This is a genomic window from Streptosporangium sp. NPDC001559 (assembly GCF_042893955.1).
Lineage (GTDB): Bacteria > Actinomycetota > Actinomycetes > Streptosporangiales > Streptosporangiaceae > Streptosporangium.
Genome location: NZ_JBIAVG010000027.1, coordinates 1 through 22743 on the forward strand (window position 1 = coordinate 1; position 22743 = coordinate 22743).

Here is a 22743-nt window from a genome sequence, read left to right on the forward strand (position 1 = left end):
GTTCAGGGAAAGCGCGTAGCCGACCCCGGAGGAACCGGGGCCGCCGGGATGCAGCAGCAGAGAGCCGATCCTGGCCGCGGGGTCGGTGGCCTTGACCCTGCCCACGGCCAGGTCGATCGTCGGCCCGCCCGGGTCGTTCCAATCCACCGGCACGGCCTGCAACAGCAGGACGAGCCGGGTGACGTCGCCCTCGGTCGCCGCCGGTCAGGATCGCGGCCAGGCGGTCATCCAGCCGCTTTCGCCCTGGCCGGCGGGCCGCCATTGGTGTTCGGGCGACAGCGGCTCGATGACCGCCCACAGCTCGTCGCCGACCTCCCACGGCTTCAGCCGCGCCAAGCCGCTCCCCCTCCCGCCGTCACTCAGCGAGAGACCAAAGCATTCTGTTAGGAGCTCCAAGGCCTCACGCGGCCGGATCAGCCGATCCAATAACATAACGGGCAAAATGCACTGATCACCGCAATCTATGCGTGCTGCCTGGGCGGGAGACTCCACCGGCACACGCCCAGGAAAGCGAGCGCACCCATGCACGCCAACGGCTTCACGGCCCCCGGCTACGAAGGCGTCGCCGAGGCCTTCACCCGTAACTTCACCGGCTCCGCCGAGGTGGGCGCCGCGTTCGCCGCCTACCGCGACGGTCGGCTCGTCGCCGATCTGTGGGGCGGCAGCGCCGACCCGGACAGCGGCGCCCCCTGGCGGCGCGACACCCTGCAGCTGGTGTTCTCCGGCGCCAAGGGGCTCATCGCCGCCTGCGTGCTCCTGCTGGCCGAGCGTGGACGGCTCGACCTCGACGCCCCCGCCGCCCGCTACTGGCCCGAGTTCGCCGCCGCGGGCAAGTCCGCCATCACGGTCACCCAGATCATGTCGCACCAGGCCAGGCTCCCCGGCGTCCGGGAGAGCTTCACCACCGGCCAGTTCCTGGACCCGGTCTTCATGGCCTCCCTGCTGGCCGCCCAGGAACCGCTCACCGATCCCCGTGCGGCCTTCACCTACCACCCCCTGACCTACGGCTGGCTCGCCGCCGAACTCATCCGCCGCGTCGACGGCCGCAGCGCGGGCACCTTCTTCGCCGAGGAGTTCGCCCGGCCCCTGGACCTCGACGTCTGGATCGGCGTGCCCCGCGAGCACCACCACCGGGTGGCCACCACGCACGTCGCCCCCGGCTTCGTCTTCGCCGACCCCGACGCGCCCCCGACCGGAGACCCGCTGCGCGACCTGGCCCGCAACCCCATCTCCGTTCCCGACGCCCCCGCCCTGTGGAACAGCGCCGACTTCCGCGCCGCCGAGCTGCCCGGGGCGGGCGCCCACGGCACCGCCCGTTCCCTCGCCCGCTTCTACGCCTGCATGGCGCGCGGCGGCGAACTGGACGGGATCCGCGTCCTGAAGGAGACCACCCTCGAGAACGGCCGCAGGCTGCTCAGGCACGGCATCGAGCCCCTCTGGAACGGCCCCATGGCCTACGGGACCGGCTTCGAGCTGCAGACCGCGTCGGCGATCTTCGGCCCGGCACCGGACGCCTTCGGGCACGCGGGCATGGGAGGTTCGCGCCACGCCGCCTGGCCGACCGAACGCGTCGGGTTCTCCTACGCCACCAACCGGCTCCGGTCGTCGCCCAGCCCCGACCCGCGTCCGCTGCGGCTGCTCGACGCCCTGCACGCCGCCGTGAACTCCCCCGCCGATCCCGCCTCGGGCCGTTGAGCGGCCCGGCCCGGTCCCGGGCCGGGCCATTCGCCGGGTCGGCTAAGGTGCCCTGAGGCGACATCTCACAGGGGAGAACACAGCACGTTGTCCGGCAACCACGCACATCCCAGCCCTCCGGCCGCGACCGGCCCGCGTGACCTGCGTGCCGACTGCGCGAACTGTTTCGCCCTGTGCTGCACCGTCCCGGCCTTCTCCGCCTCCTCCGACTTCGCCGTCGACAAGCCCGCGCACCAGCCCTGCTCCAACCTCGGCGCCGACTTCCGCTGCGGCATCCACTCCTCCCTGCGCCAGCGGGGTTTCGCGGGCTGCACCGTCTACGACTGCTTCGGCGCCGGGCAGCGGGTCTCCCAGGTGACCTTCGGCGGGCGTGACTGGCGTTCCTCCCCCGGTACGGCCAGGCAGATGTTCGAGGTCTTCCCCGTCATGCGCGACCTGCACGAACTGCTGTGGTACCTGACGCAGGCCCTCGCGCTCCCCGGCACCGCCCCCGTCCGCGACGCGCTCACCGAGGCGCGGGCCGCCCTGGAGGCGCTCACCCGGGAGTCTCCGGAGGTCCTCGCGCGGACCGACGTCATGGCGCGGCGCGCGCAGGTCAACCCCCTCCTGCAGCGGGCCAGTGAGCTCGCCCGCGCCAACGTCCCCGGCCCCCGCAGGGACCGCAGGGGCGCCGACCTCGTCGGCGCGAAACTCAAAGGGGCCGACCTCAGGGGCGCCAACCTGCGCGGCGCCTACCTCATCGGCGCCGACCTGCGCGGCGCGAACCTGACCATGGCCGACCTCACCGGGGCCGACACCCGCGGCGCCGACCTGCGCGGCGCCGACCTCGCCGGGAGCATCTTCCTCACCCAGGCCCAGCTCGACGCCGCCAAGGGCGACGCGGCCACCGGCGTCCCCGCCTCCCTCACCCGTCCCGCCCACTGGTGAGGCCCTCCCCCGGGGGAAACAGCGCCCGTACCTGCCCGCGCAGCCAGGCGTGCGCCGGATCGGCGTCGTGACGCCGGTGCCAGGCCTGCGAGACGGCCATCTCCGGCAGGTCGAGCGGAATCGGGAAGGTGGCCAGCCCCAGGACGTCGATCATGGGCGCCGACATGCGGGCGGGCGCCATGCCGACCAGGTCGGACCCGCGTACGGCCAGCAGGACGGCGGTGAACGTCGGCACCGACCCGACGATCCGCCGCCGCAGCCCCCGCTCGGCCAGCGCCACGTCGATGGGCCCCGCCGTACGGCCCCGGCGGGAGGAGACGACGTGCTCGGCGGCGGCGAACCGCTCAAGGGTCACCGGGGAGCCGAGCAGCCGGTGGCCCGGCCGTACGACGCCCACCCCGTGGTCGTCGATCAGCGGCTCGACACGCGTCTCCGGTGAGGGGTCGGAGATCACCGCGATCTCCAGGTCGGCCGTCCCCTCGCGCAGCGCCCGCTGGTCGCCGTGCCCCTCCGGGACGAACCGCAGCCGGATCCCCGGCGCGGCGGCGCCGACGCGGGTCAGCAGCGGGGCGCAGACGGTGGTGGCCACCGCGTCCGACAGCAGTACGACGAAGTCGCGCCTGAGGGTGGCCGGTTCGAACACGGCGGGTGTGAACACCCGCCGTGCCCCCTCGACGAGGCCGCGCACCTCGGCCTGCACGGCCAGCGCGCGCGGCGTGGGAACCATCCGCTGACCGGACCTGACCAGGACGGGGTCGTCCATCGCCTGGCGGATCCGGCCCAGGGCGCGGCTCATGGCCGGTTCGGACAGTCCCAGCCGCAGGGCGGCCCCGGAGACGCTGCACTCCTCAAGCAGGGCGTCCAGGGCGATGAGAAGGTCCAGACTCGGTTGCGTTTGGCGCATATATCTCATGATAAATATGCATTTGAGGTTAGGTGTGGGCCTTTTTACCGTGGCCTCGTGAATCGAACCTCCATCGTGATGTGCGCCGCGTCGGTCCTCGTGGTCTCCCTCGTCGCCGCGGTGAATCTCGCCCTGCCCGCCCTGACCGGCGCCCTGCACCCCACCGAGAGTCAGCTCGTCTGGATCGTCGACGCCTACGTCCTGGTCTTCGCCTGCTTACTGATCCCGATGGGGGCGGCCGGGGACCGTCTCGGCGGCAAGGGCGTGCTGCTGGCGGGCCTGGCCGTCTTCGCCGCCGGGAGCCTGGCCGCCGCCCTCGCCCCGCACACCGGCGCCCTGATCGCCGCCCGCGCGCTCAGCGGAGCGGGCGCCGCCATGATCATGCCCGCCTCGCTGTCCATCACCGTGGCCGCCCACCCGCCGGAGCGGCGGGCCCACGCCGTCGGGCTCTGGAGCGCCGCGAGCGGCGCCGCCGGGGTCGTCGGCAACGTCGGCGGCGGGCTGATCATCCAATACCTGCCCTGGCAGGCCCTCTTCGCCGTCCCCGCCCTGCTCGCGCTGCTGCTGGCCGGGGTCACCGGCCTGCTCGTCCCGCGTCAGCCCCGCCGTGCGGCCGCCGTCGACCCGGTGGGCACCGGCCTGCTCGTCCTGGGCTGCCTGGCCCTGGTCTTCGCCATCATCGAGGGCCCGGAGACGGGCTGGACGTCCGCCGTCGTCCTGGGCGCCTTCGCGACCGCCGCCGTCGTGCTCACGGGATTCGTCCTGCACCAGCTGCGGGCCCCCCGCCCGCTGCTGGACCCCCGGCTCTTCGCCCGGCGTGAGCTGCGCGCCGGAGCCCTCGGCGTGAGCGTGCTGTTCTTCGGGCTCTTCGCCCTGTTCTTCGTCAACGCCCGCTTCCTGCAGGAGGAGCGTGGTCTCTCGCCGATGGTGACGGGCCTGGCCATCCTGCCCCTCGTGATCCCCATGGTCGCGTTGTCCGGGCGGCGGGCGCCGACGCTGCCCGCGGTGGCCGGCGGCCTGGCGTCCGTGGTGGCCGGGCTGGGGTGGCTGGCGTGGGCGACGACCCTGCCCTACCCCCTCTACGCCGCCGGGCTGGTCCTGGTGGGCGCGGGCATGGGGCTGGCCCTGCCCGCGCTGTCCACCCAGATCATGGCCGGACTGCCCGCCGGGCGGGCCGGGCTCGGCTCCGGGCTCAACAGCGCGGCACGTGAACTCGGCAGCGCCGTGGGCGTGGCGGTCATGGGCACCGCGCTGGCCACCTCGGGCCTGCGGGCGGGCCTGGTGATCGTGGCATTGTGCGTCGCGGTGGGCGCGGCGCCCGTGGTCGGCTGGCTCAGGACGGGCACGCGCGCGCTCAGCGCCCCAGCAGGCGGTCCACTTCGGCCGTGAAGAGCAGGCCCGGATCGAACCCCATCCCCGCGAAGTGCCCGGCCAGCTCCAGGGACAGGACGCCGTGCAGCCGGGTCCACAGGACCAGGGCCCGGTGCAGGACGGCGGGCGGGGCGGGGTGGGCGCCCGCCCATCCGCGGTGGTCGGCCAGGTGCTCCTCGAACGGCGTCTCCGGGCCGTCCGGCACGGGCTCCGCGCAGGCGTCGAGCAGCATTCCCATGATCTCCGATGAGATGACCGTGATGTCGACGGGCGCGTGATAGCCGGGCACGGGGGTGCCGTAGATGAGCAGGTAACGCTGGGGGTCGGCGAGCGCCCAGCCGCGGACGGCGTGCGCCAGCGCCTCCAGCCCGGCCCCCGTCTCGGAGAGCGGGCGCAGGGCGTCGGCCAGGCTCCGGTAGGCGTCACCGACGAGCTCGGTGATCAGCTCGTCACGGCCGGCGTAGTAGCGGTAGAGGGCCGGCCCGCTCATGCCCATCCGTTTGGCGATGGCGTTGAGCGAGAGCGCGGAGGCCCCCGCCGTGGCGATCTGCTCCCACGCGCACTCCTTGATCTCCGCGCGCACCTGGGCGCGGTAGCGCTCCCTGGGGCTCCTCGCGTCCGTCTCCGCCAAGGCCTCCGCCTTTCCGCCCCCACCGACAGGGCTACACCATCAAGGGATAGTTAGAAGGTATCACGAATCCCGTTGACACCCTCCTCACAGCTTGGTTATAACTTCTAACGAAAGCACATGCTTCTAGCCGGTTCGGAGGAACCCATGTCCCGCGCTCTCGCCGTCCTCGCCGTCCCGCTCACCGTCACCGCACTGCTGGCGGGCGGCGCCCCCGCCGCAGCTGCCCAGCCCCGCCACGCCCCCCACTGCCGGGGAGAGGGCCTCGACCCCGCCGCCCGCATCCGCTACCAGGCGGACATCCTCATCAAGGCGCCCCTGAGCAGCGTCTTCGCCCTCCAGACCGACGTGGAACGCTGGCCCGGCTGGCAGGCCCCCGTCCTCACCGCCGAACGCCTCGACCCCGGCCCCCTGCGCGCGGGCTCGCGCTTCCGGTGGACCACCCCGGCCCCCGCCACCGCCACGACCCCGGCCACCGTCCTGCGCATCACCTCCACCGTCCGGCGGCTCCAGCGCGACACCTGCGTCCTGTGGAGCGGGCCCGCCGTCGGCGACGGCGTGCGCATCGACCGCGGCACCCACCTGTGGACCTTCACCAGGGTCAAGGGCGGCGTCCGCGTCCACACCGAGGAGACCTGGACCGGCCCCCAGGTCGAAGCCGACGTCCCCACCTCGACCGCGATCCTCGGCGCGGGCCTCGAAGCCTGGCTGCGCGACCTGAAGACCGCCGCGGAGAACCACCGGGTCACCCCGTCCAGTCCCATCTGGTGATCGCGGAACGCATCAGGCGCGCCGCGCCCGACAGATGACCGTCGGCCGCCCAGAACAACGTCAGCGTGCGGCGGCAGTCGGGACTGTCGACCGGGACCCACACCAGAGGCACACTCCACGCGGCCCGCCGCGCGAAAGCCGGGACGAGCCCCACACCGAGCCCCGCGCCGATCAGATCCGCGATCGCACCGGACTCGTCCGCCTCACAGACCACCCTCGGCGTGAGCCCCCTGGCCGTGAAAAGCCGCTCCAGCAGCCGCCGCTGCCAGTGCCCCCCGCGAGCGGCCACGAAGGACTCCCCGGCGAGCTCCTCGACCCCGACCGAGGCGCGCCCCGCCAGCCGGTGATCGGACGGCACCGCCAGCCCGACCTCCTCCTCCAGCAGCCGGGCCGACTCCAGCCCGTCGGCGTGGATCGGCTGCGAGGCCACGCACAGGTCGACCTCGCGGGCCCGCAGGTGACGCCCCATGTCCTCGGCCGGCATCCAGCGAAGCTCGGTCTCGACGCGAGGGTGGGCCCGCTTGTAGGCCGCCAGCGGACCGGTGAGGGTCAGGAACGTCTCCGACGCCAGCCGTACGGCGCCCAGACCCTCACCGGCCGCCTCGGCCACCGCCCGCCTGCCCGCCTCCAGCTCTCCCAGGCAACGCTCGGCGTAACCACGGAAAAGCCTGCCCGCGTCGTTCAGCCGGAGCCTGCCGCTGCGATCGAACAACGGCGTGCCCAGCTCGCCCTCCAGCCGGGCGATCGTCCGGCTCAGCGACGGCTGGGCGACGCGGAGCTCCTCGGCCGCCCGGCTCAGGTGCTCAAGCCGCGCCACCACCAGGAACTGCCTGAGCGCGTTCAGCTCCACCATGCCTCCCAAGGCATAACACCATAGCAATATTGATCTTGGACAGGATAACTCGGAGCCCATAGCGTCGGGGGCGCCACGACATCCGCGAACAGAACGAGAAAAACCCCATGACCGAAACCGTGCCTCGGACGACCCCCACGGGGTGGGCACTGCGCGCCCTCGCCGGCGCGCACACCGTGGCGATCATCGGCCAGCCGGTGTTCGCCGGAACCTACCTCACCGGCGACTACGACAGCCTCCACCTGCACGCCGTCGGCGCCGACGTCGTCACCTCCATCGGCTACCTGCAGACGATCGCCGCGCTCACGGCCTGGATACGGCTGCGCCGAGCCTGGCCCTTCCTCGCCACCGCAGCGGTGGTCGCCGCAGAGACCGTCCAGTACCTCGCCGGGCTCGACGGCGCGCTGTGGCTCCACATCCCCCTGGGGGTCATCACCGTCACCGCGCTCACCGTCCTGTTCGTCGCCCTGTGGCTGCGCCCCCTCACCGGCCCCCGGCCGCGGACCGCCCGCCGTGCCTGACGACATCACCCGGCGGCGGCTCCTCGGCATCGGCGGGACCCTCGGCCTCACCGCCGCCGCCGGACTGACGACCTCGGCCGTCCTCGCCCGCCGCCCCGCCGTCACCGGCACCGAACTGCGCAGCGCCCTGCCGCTGCCGCCGCCCTTCCAGGTGCCCCTGCCCGTCCCCGCCACGCTGGCCCCGGCAGGCACCTCCGGCGGCGCCGACCACTACGAGATCACCCAGCGCGAGACGACCGCGGAGATCCTCCCCGGCGTCAGAACCCCGCTGTGGACCTACGAGGGCACCTTCCCCGGCCCCACCATCGAGTCACGCCGCGGCCGCCCCGTCACCGTGACCCACCACAACACCCTGCCCGTACCGACCGTCGTCCACCTCCACGGCGGGCGGACCGCCCCGGAGTCCGACGGATACCCCACCGACCTCGTCCTACCGGCGCACTGGCCGCAGACCGCGCACGCCGCGCACGACGCGGGCGCCCCCACCATGCACGACCCGAGGGCGGCCGTCACCAGGCTGAGCCGGGACTACACCTTCCCCCTCGACCAGCGCTCCACCCTCCTGTGGTACCACGACCACCGCATGGACTTCACCGCTCCGGCCATCTGGCGCGGCCTCGCCGGACTGCACATCATCCGCGACGACGCCGAGGACGACCTCGGCCTGCCCTCCGGAGCCCGCGAACTCCCCCTCATGATCACCGACCGCGCGTTCTCCGCCGACGGCACCCTCACCTACCCCTCCCTCGATCCCACCCTCCGCCTGCGGCCCGGCGTGCGGGACCCCTATCTCGCCGGAGTGCTCGGCGACGTCATCCTCGTCAACGGCGCCCCCTGGCCCGTCCACGAAACCGACACCGCCCGCCACCGCCTGCGCGTCCTGAACGCCTCCAACGCCCGCCACTACGAACTCGAAGCCGTCACCGACACCGGACGCCGCCTCCCCCTCGTCCAGATCGGCGCCGACCAGGGACTGCTCGCCGCCCCCGTCACCCACCACGCCCTTCCCGTCGCCCCGGCCGAACGCTACGACGTCGTCGTCGACTTCACCGGCCTTCCGGTCGGCAGCCGCGTCAAACTTCTCAACCGCCTCGGCACCGGCCGCACCCGCGACGTCATGGCCTTCCACATCACCCGCGCCACGACCGACGACAGCCGCGTCCCCCCGGTCCTGTCCACCGACCTGCCGGCCTGGCGCCCCGCGGACGCCGCCGTGACCCGCGAGTTCTCCTTCCGCGCCGGGCGGACGCACGGCGGACACGGATGGCTCATCGGCGGCCTCCCCTTCGACCCCGCCCGCTCCGACGTCACCGTCCGCCTCGGCGACGTCGAGATCTGGCGGCTGATCGCCGACGTCCACCACCCCGTCCACCTGCACCTGGTCGGCTTCCGGGTGCTCTCACGCAACGGCCGCCCGCCGCTGCCCCACGACGCGGGCCTGAAGGACACCGTCTCCCTGCGCCCCGGCGAGGCGGTGGAGATCATCACCCGCTTCGACGGCTACCGGGGCCGCTACCTCTTCCACTGCCACAACGCCGAACACGAGGACATGGCGATGATGGCCAACCTCGAGATCGTCTGACCCGCGCACAGGCCGCGGGCGTGTCTATCGTTGCGAGGTGAACACCCCCGCGGCCGAGGCCGACATCGACGACGACCTGGTCGCCCGCCTGATCCGCCTGCAGCACCCGGACCTGGAGGGCCCGCTCACCCTCGTCGCCAACGGCTGGGACAACGTCGTCTACCGCCTCGGAGAGGACCTGTCCGTACGGCTGCCGCGCCGCCGGGCCGCCGCCGGTCTCATCGTCAACGAGCAACGCCGGCTGCCGGTCCTGGCCGGTCACGTCGAGGTCCCGCTGCCCGTACCCGTCAGGACCGGCGTGCCCGGTGAGGGCTACCCGTGGCCGTGGACGATCGCGCCCTGGTTCGAGGGCCGCCCGGCCGCCGACGTGCCGCCGTCCGGCCGCTCCTGCCTCGCCGTCCCGCTGGCCGACTTCATGACGGGCCTGCGCCGGCCCGCACCGCCCGACGCGCCGCGCAACCCCGTCCGGGGTGTCCCGCTCGCCGCCCGCGACCAGGCGGTACGGCAACGCCTGTCGTCCATCCCCCGATCGGCCGGGCTGCTTTCCCTGTGGGAGAGACTGGCCGCCCTGCCGCCCTGGCGGGGGCCCGCGCTCTGGCTCCACGGCGACCCGCACCCGGGAAACCTCCTCATCGGCGGGGACGGCCTGGCCGCCGTCCTGGACTTCGGCGACCTCACCGGCGGTGACCCCGCCACCGACCTCGCCGCCGCGTGGCTGGTGTTCGACGAGGACGCACGCGAGATCTTCCGGTCAGGCGTGGACGCCGACGAGACGACCTGGGAACGCGCACGGGGCTGGGCCCTCGTCATGGGCACCGCCCTGGCCGCCCACTCCGCCGACGACCCCGGCATGGCCGCCGTCGGCGACCACGTCCTCCGCCAGGTGACTCTCACCTAGGGAAATCGAACCTCACCGGCTCACGGCGGGGACGACGCCCTGCGCGGATACACGGCCGATACACGGCCGCGCGGTCACCGATACGAGGCCGCTGCGGTGTGGAGATCTTCGCCCCTCAGGGTGGGCGGCGTGCGCCCGAAGGCGTGCCCCGCGCGTTCGGAGGCGCGGGCAGGACCGTCGAAAGGTTCGACCGTGTTCAGCATCCGTGCACTACCGGGCAGACGCCTGACACCCGTGGCGATCGCGTGCCTGACCGGCCTGGCGAGCCTCGGAACCGTCGGCGCGGCCGGTGCCCACGCCGACGAGGAACCTCTCGCCTGGCGGAAGTGCGCCCAGACGGCCAAGAACTGGCCCGTCGCCGGCGACACCAGGACCGAGTGCTCCACGCTGACGGTTCCCATGGACTACGCGAATCCGCAGGGCCGGAAGATCAAGATCGCCGTGAGCAGGGTCACGGCAACCGACCCGGGCAAACGCCGCGGTGTGCTGGTCATCAGCCCCGGCGGCCCCGGCGTCACCAACATCGACGCACCGGCGACGTACGCCACCAGCAGGCTCGGCACGCTGGCCGTCGACCATGACCTGATCGGGTTCGACCCCAGAGGCGTCGGCTACAGCGACAAGATCAAATGCGACTGGGGGGATCCGCCGCCCGCCACGCCCGGCATGTCCCCCAAGGAGGAGGCGAAGGCCACATTCGACCAGGACGCCGCGTACAACAAGCTGTGCGCCGCCAAGGACCCCGACTTCGTCCGGCAGCTGACCACCACGAACATAGCGCGCGACGTCGACGCGATCCGCGCGGCCCTCGGCGAATCGAAGATCAACTTCTATGGGGTGTCCTTCGGCACCGCGGTGGGCCTGAACTACCGGTCGCTGTTCGACAACAGGGTGAACGCGATGTGGGTGGACTCGGTGATGCCACCCGTCATCGACCTGGCCGCCATGGACGCCTCGACGGACGCGCTCAACGAGAGACGCTTCACCGCGTTCGTCCCATGGCTGGCTCGGCATGACACCGAGTACCGCTTCGGGACAACCGACGCCATGGTCCGCAAGACCATATTCACGCTTCGCGACAAACTCCACCGCAAGCCACGCAAAATAGATAAAAACACCGTGATCAACGGTGAATGGGTCAGCCAGCTCCTCGGAGGAGGACCGGGAAGCTGGGTCTCCTCCACCAGAGACCTGGCCACCGTCCGTGAAGGCGGCGTCCCGCTGTCCGCGTCTCCCGCCCCGGCATCCTCGAAGACGTTCGGTTTCGACGACACCCCCCTGGGCCTGAACCTCATCCAGTACCAGGCGATCTTCTGCAACGAGGGCGTCGGCGGCCGCGACTTCGAACAGATGTGGGCGGCCGCGCAGGCCAGGAAAACCACCTTCCCCGCAACCGGCGGCTACTTCGAACGCAGCGGCTGGTGCGGGCAGTGGCCATGGCCCGCGCGCCCGTGGAAACCCGTCAGGGGAACCAGCCCGCTGCAACTGTCCGGCCACATCGACGAGGACGTCACACCGTACGCGTGGGCGGTGGACGCGTGGAAGGCCGTCGGCGGAACACTGCTGACCGTCCAGGACGGCGCGCACGCCTCACTGCGCCGGCTGCCCTGCGCCTCGAAGGTGATCGACTTCTTCCGTACCGGCCGCACCGCCGCGGGCACCTGTCCCGGCGCGTGATGACCGCGGCCCCTCCCACGAACGGACATGCGATGCGCACGTTTCGGCGAATCGGCGCGACACTGAGCGCCATCCTCCTCAGCCTCACCCTGCCGGCACTCCCCGCCCAGGCGGCGGCCGCGGACTTCACGGGCTCCGCCGTCGCGGGCGGCTGCTCGGGATCACTGGTGCGGACCCCGGTCACCACGGCCGACGACAAAGCCCTCGTCCTGACCAACGGGCACTGCTACGAGGGCGCGTGGCCGGTACCGGACGAGGTCCTGGTGGACCAGCCGTCCCATCTCCTGATCGACCTGCTCAACCGCGAAGGCGAACCGGCGGTCACCCTGCACGCGGCCAGGGCCGTCTACGTGACCATGACCGGCACCGACATCGCGCTGTACCGGCTGGACACGACCTACCGGCAGCTGGAACGCGATCACCGCCTCCGGCCCCTCACGATGTCGACGGACCGTCCCACACCGGGCACGGACATCCGGGTGATCTCCGCAGGCACGAAGAAGATCTTCTCGTGCGAAATCGACGCTCTGGTCTACCGGGTACTGGAGGTGGGCTACATGACCAAGGACGTCATCCGTTACACACCGCGGTGCGACACCGGCCCCGGCACCTCCGGATCCCCGATCGTCGACGCCAGAAGCGGCAAGGTCATCGGCATCAACAACACCAGCAACCGCGACGGCCGCCGCTGCACGCTGGACAACCCGTGCGAGATGAACCGCGACGGCGCCATCAGCGTGCGCAAGGGCGCCTCCTACGGAACCCAGACCTACCAGCTCGCCGCCTGCGTGACCGCGGGCAACGAACTCGACCTGGAACGCCCCGGCTGCCCGCTGCCCAAGCCGGACACGCGATACGCGGATCCCCACACGGCTCCGGCCGCCTGACGGGCACCGACCCCACCTGGCGGGCCACGGAGCGACCACGGGCGACCCACGCCGCGGCCCTGCCGCGGCCCTTGGCCGGCCGGACGACCAAGGGCCGCGGCGCCCGAAGCACTCGAAGACGACGGCGGCGCCGGAAAGAACCCGGGCGAGCCCGGCCGGCGGTCAGCCTGTTCGCTGAAGCAGGAGAGTGACGAAGCCCAGAACCCCCCGGTAGCCGTGCAGCCACATGGCGCGATGCTCCAGGGCGGCCGCCCGGACCGCTTCGGCGTCCGGGCCGGGGTTCTCATTGGCCCAGCGCAGCAACGTCCCCGTCCAGGACCACTCGTAGTCATCCCATTCCGACAGGTCGCTGGTGTACGCATAAACCGTGTCGAACCCAGCGGACTCGGCGGCGGCGACCGTACCCGGCAGATCGAAATACTCCGACGGCCCCGCACCCAGCCGGGCGAGCGCCTCCGGCGTCGGCGCGCACTCCCAGAACCCCTCGCCGACAAGCGCCAGCCCGTTCGGCCGCAGATAGCGCCGAACACGTTCAACGGTCGGGCCGAGGCCCCCGAACGCGTGCGTCGCCCCGACGCAGATCACCAGGTCGTACCGCTCGGCCACCGGGAAGTCCGCGGCCGGCCTCTCGTGCAGCCGGACACGCTCCCAGACACCCTGGACCTCGGCGTGCCCCTCGGCCGCCTTGAGCGCGTCAGCGGAGATGTCGACACCGTCGGCGGTCGCGTCCTCGTAGAGCGCGAGCGCACGCAACGTCCAAGCCGCCTCACCGCAGCCGAGATCCAAGATCCTCGCCCCCTCGGGCAACCGGGCCCGGCGCAGCAGCCGGGTCACCTGAGCGCCGGAGACCGGCGCGGCGATGGGGTGGTCACGATGAGCGAGATGACTGATGAGCTGACGTTCCATGGCACCAATCTGTCCCATCTCCCACAGCTGAGACCACACATTTCCGGCCCGACCCCGGAGGGCGGCGGCTGGAAGCGACACTCGAAACACTTCGGAAGACCGCGAACCTCCGGCCCGCCCGCCGCATCCAATCCGTACGTGAACACAATCACGAAGGCGCTCACGATCGCCGCCCTGTCCGCGACCTCCGCCGCGACGCTGCTCACCGGCCCCTCCGCGCACGCCGCCACGGGGAACGCCACCGCCTGCCCCATCCCGAGCAAGGCGGAGATCAAACGCTCCCACGACTCCAAGATCGACAAGCCCGCGAGAGGCGCAACCGCCATCAAGGGCGTGCACGTCGGCTACATCCCCAAGGGCTTCACCTACGGCGGAGTGGTGGCCGGCAAGCACAACGGCGTCACCGAATACGGCTACCAGTGGGGAGACGACCGGGCCAACGCCGACCCCAAACAGCGAAGCCTGTGGGTACGCGTGCTCTGCTGGCCGAACGCCAGGAGACTCACAGACCTGAAGCGCCTCCCCGTAACCTACGGAACCTTCACCGGAGACGTGAAAACCACGACGATCGGCGGCCACCGGGCACTGACGAAGCCAGGCGACGGCGCACTCGGCGACGGACGGTACGTCGGCTGGATCGAACGAGAGGGAGCCGTCGTCACCGTGATGGCCAGCACACCGCTCGTCCCCGACCTCAAAAAGATCATCGCCGGCATCCGCCTTCCCTAGCGCGGTGACCGGAAGGTTCGCCTGAGTCTTGAGGACGGCGGCGAACGGGAGGCCGTACGTCATCGGCGCCGACGGCGCCCACAGCACCGTCCGCGACCTGGCCGGCGTGGGCTTCGCCGGCGCGGCCTGCCCTTGCCGCCGGCCGACGCCCGCGTTCCCGCCTCCGAGCCTCCGCCCGTCACCCAGGTCGGCACGCGGGGCGTGGTGGTGACCCCCCCGTTCGGCGACGGCTGGTTCCGGGTCTGCGCGTGGCTGCGCGAAGCACAGAAGAACGCAGATTTCACCCAAATCCGCGAGGCCTTCCCGTGCGGAAGCTCAGCGGCCTCGGCGAATCCACTCGCTCGGGGCCCGTGACCGGCGCCCGCTCACGCCTCGGGATAGGCCATGAACACGGTGTTGACGGTGCGGGCGTCCCCGTCCGGCTCCTCACCCGAGTACTTCATCAGCAGCGCCACGTACTCCTCGAAGAACGCCTCCAGCTGCCCCAGCGACACGCGGATGCTCCCCCGCGAGTAAGGGAACGCGTCGTCCCAGCCGCCCTGGCCCGAGGTGTCGGCCAGAGCCTGCTGGAACTGCTGGATGTCGGCGGCGAACGCACGCGTGTTCATCTCGTCCAGCACGGCACGCGTCTTGGTGTCCTGCCGGCTGCGCCGGGGGAACCGGAAGTCGGCCATGACGAAGCGCCACCACCGCTCCCGCCCGTGCCCTTTCGCCGGAGCCTCCTCGACGAAGCCGTGTTTGGCCAGCTCACGCAGGTGGTAACTGGTGGCTCCGGTGTTGAGGTCGAGCTCGCGGGCGAGCGTGGCCGACGTCGCGGGGCCGTGCTTGTAAAGGTGATCGAGGATGCGCCGCCGCCGGGGGTGCGTCAGCGACGTCAGAGCCTCCAGGTCGGTGACCTCGTGACGCGCGGGCTCTCCAACCATGGTCGACAAACTAGCTGTGCACAATCCGTTGTGCAACTTTCGCCGCCCTGACCTGGCCGGACTCCCCAAGCAGTGCACAACCCGTTTGCACAATCAATTGTGCACAGTCATTGTGTACTCATGAACCTCGCCTGGAAGGCCCTTCTGGCGGCTGGAGCGACCCTGACCGCCCTGCTGCCCACCCCTGCGGCGCACACCCGCCCGTGCGCAGAGGCGACGAGCCCCTGCCCCGGCGAACTACGCGTCCCCCTCGACTGGTCGAACCCCGGCGGGGAGAAAATCTCCGTCGCCTACCTGTGGATTCCACGCGGCGACCGCAGCCGCCCGCCCCTGACCACCGCGATCGCCAACGGCGGCGGCCCCGGCCCCCTCGACCCCTCCTACGCCGGGCTCGCCAAGACACTGCTCGGACCGCTGTCCGACCGGGTCGACATCCTCATGGTCGAACCACGCGGATTCGGCGAATCCTCGCCACTGTCATGCCACGGGCTCGACGTCACCCGGCCGAAAACGATCGAAGCGTGCGCGCACCAGATCGGCGACAGGGGCGGATTCTTCACCTCCGACCAGGCCGCCGCCGACCTCGACGCCGTCAGAGCCACACTCGGCGTCCGCAACGTCACCTTCGTCGGAGCCTCATACGGCACACTGCTCGGCCAGGCCTACGCCACCCGCTTCCCCAAGCACCTGCGCGCCATGTTCCTCGAGAGCGTCACCGGCACCGGCGACGACGGCTACGAAGAACAGGGCTTCCGCAACCAGCAGAAACTGGGCCTGGCGGCCTTGCGAAACGCGTGCCGCCGCTCACCCGCCTGCGCCAAGCACAACCCCGACCCGGCCGCCCTGTGGGACAAACTCCTGAAACGGCTCCGGGCCCAGCCCGACCCGAAACTCCCCATCGGCCAGACCGGCCACCTGCTCACCGCCGCCGCCAATCCCGACGCCAGATCGACCCTGGCCGCAGCGAACGCCTACCTGAAAAACGACCCGGCCCCACTGCACCGCCTGATGAACCGCGCCACACCACCCCTACCCGACAAGTCCCCCGCGCCGGCCCTGTTCACCTATTACTGCGGCGACACCAGGTTCCCCTTCGACCGCGACGCCCCCACCGCCGAACGCCTCCGGCAACTCGACGCCTACGCGGAACGCCACAACGTCTACGCGCCCTACCAACCCTCCGAAGCCACCGGACCGGTCGCCGACTGGACACGACAGTGCGCCCACTGGCCCACCCCACGCCAGAGCCCACCGGCCACCGACGACCGGCCGAACGTACCCGTCCTGGCGATCAGCGGCCAGTTCGACTCCGACACCTCCCCACTCGACGCCGCCTCCGTAGCCGCCCGCTACCCCAAGGGGCACGCCTACACCGTGCCCTTCGGAGGCCACGGCCAACTGTTCGGATTCACCCCCCTCGGCGAATGCCTACAGGGCGTCCTACGCTCCTTCATCGCCGACCCCACCAAGCCGGCACACCCTGACTGCACCGCGGAAAGCTACCGGCTGCTCGGCGACTTCCCCACACGGGCACGCGAACTGGCCGTGCCCCACGGCCACGAGCTGAACGCCGAACAACGCCGGACCGTGGCGGCGGCCTTCGCGACGGCCGCCGACGCGATCGCACCCCTCAACCCCACCTCCCTCACACCTCCGCCCCAAACCGAACCCGGCCTGCGCGGCGGCCGCGTCCTACGAACCGAAGACGGGCCGATCACCCTCCACCGGGTCCGATACGTCAAGGACGTCCAGGTCTCCGGAACCATCCACCTCGACCCGAAAACCGGAACCGCGACCGCGACCCTCACCACCGCGCCCGGAAACCGCCTGTCACTGAGCTGGCGACCCTTCCGCGCGGAGAACCAGACCGAACTCCACGGCGAACTCGACAACGAACCGTTCACCGTGAGAATCCCCACCCGGTAACCCCTCACCCCCGCCACTCCACGACGGCCGTCTGCGGCAACCGCGAAAAGGCACGTCGCCACTACCAACGCACCCGCCGAGCCGTACCGCTCTTGGATGGGTTCGGCCTCCGGGACATCGCGGTCCTCCTCGCCGAGGAGGACCGCTGCTCGGCCACCGAGTTCAGAGCGCCTCGACCCGGGCGCGCCGTGCCGGATCCGGGTGGTGGTCGGCGTCGCCCCAGGCCGATGGTCCAGCACCACAGTTCGCGCAGTCACAACTCGTGCCGGTGCCCCTGCGGCGCATGTCCGCCGGCCACCGCTCACGCACCTCGGCGGGCTGGTCGTCCGACGAGAGTTCGCCCGGCGGCCCGGGCGGCACCGGCGAGCCGAGGACGGCGAACAGGTCGGGGCCGGTCAGCCCGATGCGCGGGCTCTTCGAGGCTCCCCTCGAAACGCGCTCACCTCCGGCGAACGACCGGCGAACGACCGGAGGGCCCGGAAGGAACGGTGCCGGGAGCCCAGCGTGGCCGTTCAAGCGCGTTGCAGCCGAGCCACAAGCGGGCCTCCCTAGCCTCGGGATCATGTTGACGACCCTGGTTGTGACCGCCTCTCTCCTGTTCACCGGCGCACCCGCGCAGAGCGTGGCGACCAAGCCGCTGACCTTCCGCGGCATGACGCTCCAGATTCCCAAGACCTGGAAAGTCGGCAAAGAAGACATGTGGGGCATCCATGTCAAGACCGGCGGCTGCGGCCGGCGCGCCGTCGAGTGCCGCGGGTTCTACCTCGTCGGGCCGGAGGGCATCTCCCTGGGCCGCCACGGCAACCCCTACAACCCCGAGGAGCAATACCACCCGGGCAACGGGCTCTCGGCCTGCGCACCCGACAAGCGCTACGTGGAGGACTTCCCCGGCAAGCTCGTCACACGTGCCCTCCGCCCGGTGGGCGCGGGACACCAGGCCACCTACCGTGTCTGGCGCGTCGGCTGCACGACGCAGTCGGCCAAGCGGACCGGCGTCTCCTACCAGGAGCGGATCTGGCACCTGCCCACGTCGAAGATCCTCGTCTTCGACCGGTGGAGCGACAGCCGGCTCGGCGCGATTCTCAAGCGGGCGACCTGGAACTGAGCCCGCCGGTCGCGGCGCTCGCGACCACGGCGAAACGGAGCAGGTGAGAGAACGGCCGTGGCGCCAGGACGCGGAGCGCGCGGATGTGCCGGAGCGCCACTCCCCGGGCGCCACGCGATCCCGCTACTCCGCGATCTCGAAGGGGTACCGGACTCACCCGGCACGGTGAAGTCGCGCCCGCGAGTGCCTTCGCCGTGCCGCCTTTCGGCGGGCCAGGGCCGCCGCCCCTCCGCCAAGCTCTACATCGACGACTTCGGCGTCGAGTGGAGCACACCCCCAAGCGGGCCTGCCTCCGCAACCTCGTACGCGACCTGCGGGCCCAGGGTGTGCCGATCGACGACATCGGTCAGGCCGGCTGGTCGGCCTGCTTGCCGTCGATCCGGCCCAGGGCGTCGGGGCCGGCGCCGACCGGTTGATGACCGGAGTTCCACCGTTGTGTGATGGTTTGATGACGACCGCACTGACCAGGAGTTTTCCGCTGGTTGGGTGAAGCCATGCACAACAACAGCCTTCCTGCGCGACGCCGTCCGATCAAGAGAGCCGCGCTGGCCCTGACCGCGGTGGGCCTGAGCGCCACCCTCGCCGCCTGCGGCGAGGGTTCCGGCGGCGGCGACGATGCCAAGCCGCGGCGGCGACCTCCGGCGAGTCCGAATCGACCGGGAAGAAGGTTCTGTGGCTCGGTGACTCCATCGCCGGAGCCGAAGCCCCTGCGCTGGGCGCGGCGTTGAAGGCCGGCGGCGTGGAGTTCAAGAACGCCACCTCCAGCGGAGGCGGAAACGTCGTCGCCGGTGAGCACCCGGTGACGAAGACGGGCGCCAAGGACACCTGGCAGCAACTGGACAAGAACCTCGCCGAGTTCAAGCCCGACGTCGTCGCCTACCAGACTGCGTCCTTCGTAGGCATGGCGACTCACAACGCCGGTGATGCGATGCCGTGGCCGGTTGCGGTTCTGGTGAATCGGCGGGCGAGGTGTTCGAAGGCGTCGGTGAGTTCGCCGGGGCCGATGACTTCGATGTCGGCGTCGTAGCGGGCGATGGCGGCGGCGAGGCTGGGCCAGGACCAGGATCCGAGGGTGAGCCGGCAGCGGTGGGGGCCGGTCTCCTCGACGAGTCCCTCGCGGGTGTAGAGGGCCACGGTGGCGGCGGGCAGGTCGAGGATCACCGTGCCTTGGCAGGGCCAGTCGCCCGAGGCGTCACCGGAGCCGCGGAACGTGCTGGTGACGAAGGTGGCGGCGTCTCCTCCGGGCAGTACGCGTAGAGTGAACCGGGGCCCGTTGGGGGTGCGCGGGGTGATCCGGTCGGCGCGGAAGGTGCGCCAGTCGTCGCGGTCGAGGTCCCAGGCGATGAGGTACCAGCGTCCGTCCCAGGTGATGACGTGGTGGGGTTCGACGCGGCGCGGGGGTTCGGCCGTGACCTCGGCACCGTAGTCGAAGCGCAGGATCTCGCGGGCGTGGACGGCGGCGCTGATGGTCAGGAGCACGTCGCCGTCGACCGGGGTGGCCGGCCGGGTGACGGGTCGTTCGACGGCGGTGACGCGCAGCGCGTCGATGCGGTGCCGGAGCCGGGAGGGCATGACCTGCCGGATGGTGTGCAGGGCCCGTTCGGCGGGTTCGGCGAGGCCGTTGCCGGGGTTGGCGGCGGCGATCTGCAGGGCGACGGTGAGGGCGACGGCCTGTTCGTCGTCGAACAGCAGCGGGGGCAGTTCGGTGCCGGCGCTGAGCCGGTAGCCGCCGTCAGGGCCTTTTACCGCGGCGATGGGGTAGCCGAGCTCGCGGAGCCGGTCGACGTCGCGGCGCACGGTGCGCAGGCTGATGTCCAGGCGATCGGCCAGCACCGTGCCGGGCCAGTCCCGGCGCGTCTGCAACAGCGACAGCAGAGCCAGCAGCCGGGCAGAGGTTTTCTGCATGAACCTCATACTGCCCGAAGTAGGTGCCACATCCTGTCACCTACTCCTGCGAACCTTCGTATCGAGCCGGTCAGCCACGCGACCCGGACGGCCCCCCCTTTAGCACTGACGGAGTCAGCACCATGTTTGATGTTCTGGGCGATCTGAACTGGTTCGGGATCCTGCTCGGCTTCACCGCCCTGACCCTGCTCGGCGGCGTCTGGTTCGCCGGCCTGTTCCCCAAGGCGTACAACCGCTCCCTCGGCCGCGAGGTCGGCGCCAAGGCGCCGACCTCGCCGCTGTTTCTCGCCGGGCCGCCACTGACCAGCCTGGTCGTCACCCTCACGAGCGCGATCCTGATGGCCGCGTTGAAGATCGACACCTACGGCGACGCGCTGCTGTTCGGACTCATCATCGGCCTCGGCTACCTCACGGCCAACACCGTCACCATCGCCATCAACCCCAACTTCCCGCGACCGCTGCTCTACGCGGCGATCTCCGGCAGCTACAACATCGTCGGCGGCCTGATCGTCAGCGCCATTCTGCTGGCCGTCTGAGACCAGCAGCGCCGTGGACCGTGGGGACTCGCCGGTTCGGCCGTCCGACACCCCGTTCTCTCCAACGAGATTTACCCGCCCGTACCGGGCGTACCGCGCCCGGAAGATCAACAAGGAGTCACCAGCATGGCCATCTCCGCCACCACCCACCTGAACTTCCGCGGCGACGCTCGCGCAGCGCTGGAGTTCTACCAGACCGTGTTCGGCGGCCACCTCACCACCATCGCCTACGGCGACTTCGGCATGCCGAAGGAACTGCCGGACGCCGACAAGATCGTCTTCGGCCAGGTCACGGCCGACAACGGCTTCAGCATCATGGCTTACGACGTGCCCAGCCAGGCACCGGCCGCCGCCACTCCCGCCGCCACCACTCGCGAGCACGGCATGACGCTGACCGGCGAGCGGTTCTTCGTGTCCGTCCGCGGCGAAACCACCGAGGAAGTCGGCGCGCTGTGGGACAAGCTCACCGACGGCGCCGACATCATCGAGAAGTACGGCCCGTCGCAGTGGGCCCCGGGCTTCGGGATGCTGACCGACCGCTTCGGCGTCACCTGGATCCTCGACGTCGCCGCCCCGTACGCCGGCTGACCACCAACGCACCCATCCGGTCCGAGGCGGCCTTCCCCGGCCGCCTCGGACCACCCGGCTCCCCGCCTTTCGAAGGAACAGATCATGCGCACCCGCCCCCTGGGCCGTACCGGCATCAAGGTCAGTCCCTACTGCCTCGGCACCATGATGTTCGGCCCGTTCGGCAACCCCGACCCCGACGACTGCGTCGCCATCGTCCACCGGGCCCTCGACGCCGGCATCAATTTCGTCGACACCGCCGACGTCTACGGCGGTGACGGCGAAACCGAACGGATCGTGGGCAAGGCGCTGCGCGGCCGACGCGACGACGTGGTGCTCGCCACCAAGTTCAACGGCCCCATGGGCACCGACCCCAACCATCGCGGCAGCTCCCGCCGCTGGATCGTCACCGCGGTCGAGAACTCGCTGCGGCGTCTCGGCGCCGACCACATCGACCTCTACCAGGTCCACCACCCCGAGCCCGGCACCGATGTCGAGGAAACCCTCGCCGCCCTGACCGACCTGATGCAGGCGGGTAAGGTACGCGCGATCGGCCATTCCAGCCTGCCGGCCGCGGAGATCGTCGAGGCCCAATGGGCTTCCGAACGGCGCGGGCTGGCCCGCTTCCGCACCGAACAGCCGCCGTACTCGATCCTGAACCGCGGTATCGAGCGCGACGTCCTCCCGGTCTGCGAGCGTTACGGGCTGGGCACGCTGGTCTGGAGCCCGCTGGCCTCGGGTCTGCTCACCGGCCGCTACCGCAAGGGCGGCAACGCACAGGTCTCGAGCGCCCGCATGCACTGGGTGCCGAAGCACATGACCGACAAGCGCAACCACGACGCCGTCGAGGAACTCCTCCCGATCGCCGAGCAGGCCGGTCTGTCACTCACCCACCTGGCCCTGGCCTTCGTCATCAGCCATCCCGCGGTCACCTCGGCGATCATCGGCCCCCGCACCATGGCGCAGCTCGACGACCTGCTCGCCGGCGTCGGCACCACCCTCGACGACGACACCCTCGACCGGATCGACAAGGTGGTCCCGCCCGGGGTGAACCCCGGCACGCTCGACATCGCCTACGTACCACCCGCACTCGAGCAGGCCGACCTGCGCCGCCGCCGCACCGGCGACCGCGCCGCCGCCTGACATACCTGTCCACGACCGCTGGCAGGAACGCGAAGTCCCTGAATACGGGGCTTCGGGTGGCGCCCGCTCCGGTCTCTTTCGAGCCCGGCCACCGACACCTCAGGCCGGAATCGGCGATGACGGGCTACTGCTCATCTGAGAGGAAATCCACCCGAGGGCCGCCCGCATCTGGCCGAACCGCGCGCGCCGCCCGCTCCGGCCCAGGACGGCGACCCCGTCGACTCCCCCATGGGCGAGACGGGTGCCCAAGGATGAGACTGACCGGCTGCTCGCGGCGGCGCGCCGGACA

The 22743-nt window shown here is 71.3% G+C and carries 23 protein-coding genes; 15 read left to right on the forward strand and 8 right to left on the reverse strand.

Annotated features, from left to right (window positions below; genetic code table 11):
* Window positions 1–204: 204 nt before the first annotated feature.
* Window positions 205–336, reverse strand: coding sequence for a hypothetical protein (locus tag ACFYY8_RS39310; RefSeq protein WP_390050174.1), 132 nt, complete (start codon window positions 334–336; stop codon window positions 205–207).
* A gap of 186 nt (window positions 337–522) precedes the next feature.
* Between ACFYY8_RS39310 and ACFYY8_RS39315 the strand changes: the two genes are divergently transcribed.
* Window positions 523–1695 carry a serine hydrolase domain-containing protein gene (locus ACFYY8_RS39315; RefSeq protein WP_390050176.1) on the forward strand — a complete coding sequence of 391 codons (1173 nt, stop codon included), beginning with the start codon at window positions 523–525 and terminating at the stop codon, window positions 1693–1695.
* An 87-nt stretch (window positions 1696–1782) separates the two neighbouring features.
* Entirely contained in the window at window positions 1783–2622 is an 840-nt protein-coding gene (locus ACFYY8_RS39320; protein ID WP_390050178.1) for a pentapeptide repeat-containing protein, read from the forward strand.
* Here the strand turns inward: ACFYY8_RS39320 and ACFYY8_RS39325 are convergent.
* Window positions 2600–3526 carry a LysR family transcriptional regulator gene (locus ACFYY8_RS39325; RefSeq protein WP_390050180.1) on the reverse strand — a complete coding sequence of 309 codons (927 nt, stop codon included), beginning with the start codon at window positions 3524–3526 and terminating at the stop codon, window positions 2600–2602. The two genes, ACFYY8_RS39320 and ACFYY8_RS39325, sit on opposite strands and share 23 nt — an antisense overlap.
* 57 nt (window positions 3527–3583) lie before the next feature.
* On the opposite strand from ACFYY8_RS39325, the gene ACFYY8_RS39330 reads away from it, so the two are divergent.
* A complete protein-coding gene (locus ACFYY8_RS39330; protein WP_390050182.1) occupies window positions 3584–4915 on the forward strand; it encodes an MFS transporter in 1332 nt (443 codons plus the stop codon).
* Here ACFYY8_RS39330 and ACFYY8_RS39335 read toward each other — a convergent pair.
* Window positions 4881–5528 (reverse strand): TetR/AcrR family transcriptional regulator, encoded by a 648-nt coding sequence (locus ACFYY8_RS39335; RefSeq protein WP_390050184.1) that lies wholly within the window; start codon window positions 5526–5528, stop codon window positions 4881–4883. The genes ACFYY8_RS39330 and ACFYY8_RS39335 overlap by 35 nt on opposite strands.
* Before the next feature lie 144 nt (window positions 5529–5672).
* Here ACFYY8_RS39335 and ACFYY8_RS39340 point away from each other — a divergent pair, with 144 nt between their 5' ends.
* Window positions 5673–6296, forward strand: coding sequence for an SRPBCC family protein (locus tag ACFYY8_RS39340; protein WP_390050187.1), 624 nt, complete (start codon window positions 5673–5675; stop codon window positions 6294–6296).
* On the opposite strand, the gene ACFYY8_RS39345 is transcribed toward ACFYY8_RS39340, so the two are convergent.
* Entirely contained in the window at window positions 6271–7149 is an 879-nt protein-coding gene (locus ACFYY8_RS39345; protein WP_390050296.1) for a LysR substrate-binding domain-containing protein, read from the reverse strand. The genes ACFYY8_RS39340 and ACFYY8_RS39345 overlap by 26 nt on opposite strands.
* Before the next feature lie 107 nt (window positions 7150–7256).
* On the opposite strand from ACFYY8_RS39345, the gene ACFYY8_RS39350 reads away from it, so the two are divergent.
* The 5 genes from ACFYY8_RS39350 to ACFYY8_RS39370 all read left to right on the forward strand — a co-directional run bounded on the left by ACFYY8_RS39350 (window position 7257) and on the right by ACFYY8_RS39370 (window position 12714).
* Window positions 7257–7670: a hypothetical protein gene (locus tag ACFYY8_RS39350; RefSeq protein WP_390050189.1), complete on the forward strand. Its 414-nt coding sequence runs from the start codon at window positions 7257–7259 to the stop codon at window positions 7668–7670.
* Window positions 7663–9252 (forward strand): multicopper oxidase family protein, encoded by a 1590-nt coding sequence (locus tag ACFYY8_RS39355; protein WP_390050191.1) that lies wholly within the window; start codon window positions 7663–7665, stop codon window positions 9250–9252. The genes ACFYY8_RS39350 and ACFYY8_RS39355 overlap by 8 nt, the downstream gene beginning before the upstream one ends.
* A 37-nt stretch (window positions 9253–9289) precedes the next feature.
* The gene (locus ACFYY8_RS39360) at window positions 9290–10150 is read left to right on the forward strand and encodes an aminoglycoside phosphotransferase family protein (protein WP_390050193.1); all 861 of its coding nucleotides are present in this window, start codon (window positions 9290–9292) and stop codon (window positions 10148–10150) included.
* Window positions 10151–10342: 192 nt separating this feature from the next.
* A complete protein-coding gene (locus ACFYY8_RS39365) occupies window positions 10343–11827 on the forward strand; it encodes an alpha/beta fold hydrolase (protein WP_390050195.1) in 1485 nt (494 codons plus the stop codon).
* 32 nt (window positions 11828–11859) lie between these two features.
* Entirely contained in the window at window positions 11860–12714 is an 855-nt protein-coding gene (locus tag ACFYY8_RS39370) for a trypsin-like serine peptidase (RefSeq protein WP_390050197.1), read from the forward strand.
* 162 nt (window positions 12715–12876) lie between these two features.
* Here ACFYY8_RS39370 and ACFYY8_RS39375 read toward each other — a convergent pair whose 3' ends face one another.
* The gene (locus ACFYY8_RS39375; RefSeq protein ID WP_390050199.1) at window positions 12877–13620 is read right to left on the reverse strand and encodes an SAM-dependent methyltransferase; all 744 of its coding nucleotides are present in this window, start codon (window positions 13618–13620) and stop codon (window positions 12877–12879) included.
* 138 nt (window positions 13621–13758) lie between these two features.
* Between ACFYY8_RS39375 and ACFYY8_RS39380 the strand changes: the two genes are divergently transcribed.
* Window positions 13759–14349: a hypothetical protein gene (locus ACFYY8_RS39380; protein WP_390050201.1), complete on the forward strand. Its 591-nt coding sequence runs from the start codon at window positions 13759–13761 to the stop codon at window positions 14347–14349.
* Between the two features lie 365 nt (window positions 14350–14714).
* Here ACFYY8_RS39380 and ACFYY8_RS39385 read toward each other — a convergent pair whose 3' ends face one another.
* Window positions 14715–15272 carry a winged helix-turn-helix domain-containing protein gene (locus ACFYY8_RS39385; RefSeq protein WP_390050203.1) on the reverse strand — a complete coding sequence of 186 codons (558 nt, stop codon included), beginning with the start codon at window positions 15270–15272 and terminating at the stop codon, window positions 14715–14717.
* A 120-nt stretch (window positions 15273–15392) separates the two neighbouring features.
* Here ACFYY8_RS39385 and ACFYY8_RS39390 point away from each other — a divergent pair, with 120 nt between their 5' ends.
* Entirely contained in the window at window positions 15393–17198 is a 1806-nt protein-coding gene (locus tag ACFYY8_RS39390; protein WP_390050205.1) for an alpha/beta fold hydrolase, read from the forward strand.
* Between the two features lie 162 nt (window positions 17199–17360).
* Here ACFYY8_RS39390 and ACFYY8_RS39395 read toward each other — a convergent pair whose 3' ends face one another.
* Window positions 17361–17714, reverse strand: a complete 354-nt coding sequence (locus ACFYY8_RS39395; RefSeq protein WP_390050207.1) for a hypothetical protein — start codon at window positions 17712–17714, stop codon at window positions 17361–17363.
* 46 nt (window positions 17715–17760) lie between these two features.
* Between ACFYY8_RS39395 and ACFYY8_RS39400 the strand changes: the two genes are divergently transcribed.
* Entirely contained in the window at window positions 17761–18303 is a 543-nt protein-coding gene (locus ACFYY8_RS39400) for a hypothetical protein (protein WP_390050209.1), read from the forward strand.
* Between the two features lie 909 nt (window positions 18304–19212).
* Here the strand turns inward: ACFYY8_RS39400 and ACFYY8_RS39405 are convergent.
* On the reverse strand, window positions 19213–20208 hold the full coding sequence (locus ACFYY8_RS39405; protein ID WP_390050211.1) for a helix-turn-helix transcriptional regulator: 996 nt from the start codon (window positions 20206–20208) through the stop codon (window positions 19213–19215).
* A gap of 122 nt (window positions 20209–20330) precedes the next feature.
* Here ACFYY8_RS39405 and ACFYY8_RS39410 point away from each other — a divergent pair, with 122 nt between their 5' ends.
* From ACFYY8_RS39410 to ACFYY8_RS39420, 3 genes are all read left to right on the forward strand, one after another.
* A complete protein-coding gene (locus ACFYY8_RS39410; RefSeq protein ID WP_390050213.1) occupies window positions 20331–20744 on the forward strand; it encodes a DUF1761 domain-containing protein in 414 nt (137 codons plus the stop codon).
* Between the two features lie 126 nt (window positions 20745–20870).
* On the forward strand, window positions 20871–21332 hold the full coding sequence (locus ACFYY8_RS39415; RefSeq protein WP_390050215.1) for a VOC family protein: 462 nt from the start codon (window positions 20871–20873) through the stop codon (window positions 21330–21332).
* A gap of 84 nt (window positions 21333–21416) precedes the next feature.
* A complete protein-coding gene (locus tag ACFYY8_RS39420; protein ID WP_390050217.1) occupies window positions 21417–22454 on the forward strand; it encodes an aldo/keto reductase in 1038 nt (345 codons plus the stop codon).
* Window positions 22455–22743: the final 289 nt, after the last annotated feature.

Excerpts from the sequence above, each read along its gene's own strand:
- ACFYY8_RS39370 (WP_390050197.1), top strand. The coding sequence starts at position 11,860 with ATGCGCACGTTTCGGCGAATCGGCGCGACACTGAGCGCCATCCTCCTC.
- ACFYY8_RS39400 (WP_390050209.1), top strand. The coding sequence starts at position 17,761 with ATGTTGACGACCCTGGTTGTGACCGCCTCTCTCCTGTTCACCGGCGCA.
- ACFYY8_RS39385 (WP_390050203.1), bottom strand. The coding sequence starts at position 15,272 with ATGGTTGGAGAGCCCGCGCGTCACGAGGTCACCGACCTGGAGGCTCTG.
- ACFYY8_RS39375 (WP_390050199.1), bottom strand. The coding sequence starts at position 13,620 with ATGGAACGTCAGCTCATCAGTCATCTCGCTCATCGTGACCACCCCATC.
- ACFYY8_RS39350 (WP_390050189.1), top strand. The coding sequence starts at position 7,257 with ATGACCGAAACCGTGCCTCGGACGACCCCCACGGGGTGGGCACTGCGC.
- ACFYY8_RS39340 (WP_390050187.1), top strand. The coding sequence starts at position 5,673 with ATGTCCCGCGCTCTCGCCGTCCTCGCCGTCCCGCTCACCGTCACCGCA.
- ACFYY8_RS39405 (WP_390050211.1), bottom strand. The coding sequence starts at position 20,208 with ATGCAGAAAACCTCTGCCCGGCTGCTGGCTCTGCTGTCGCTGTTGCAG.
- ACFYY8_RS39315 (WP_390050176.1), top strand. The coding sequence starts at position 523 with ATGCACGCCAACGGCTTCACGGCCCCCGGCTACGAAGGCGTCGCCGAG.
- ACFYY8_RS39415 (WP_390050215.1), top strand. The coding sequence starts at position 20,871 with ATGGCCATCTCCGCCACCACCCACCTGAACTTCCGCGGCGACGCTCGC.
- ACFYY8_RS39420 (WP_390050217.1), top strand. The coding sequence starts at position 21,417 with ATGCGCACCCGCCCCCTGGGCCGTACCGGCATCAAGGTCAGTCCCTAC.
- ACFYY8_RS39325 (WP_390050180.1), bottom strand. The coding sequence starts at position 3,526 with ATGCGCCAAACGCAACCGAGTCTGGACCTTCTCATCGCCCTGGACGCC.
- ACFYY8_RS39390 (WP_390050205.1), top strand. The coding sequence starts at position 15,393 with ATGAACCTCGCCTGGAAGGCCCTTCTGGCGGCTGGAGCGACCCTGACC.
- ACFYY8_RS39410 (WP_390050213.1), top strand. The coding sequence starts at position 20,331 with ATGTTTGATGTTCTGGGCGATCTGAACTGGTTCGGGATCCTGCTCGGC.
- ACFYY8_RS39345 (WP_390050296.1), bottom strand. The coding sequence starts at position 7,149 with ATGGTGGAGCTGAACGCGCTCAGGCAGTTCCTGGTGGTGGCGCGGCTT.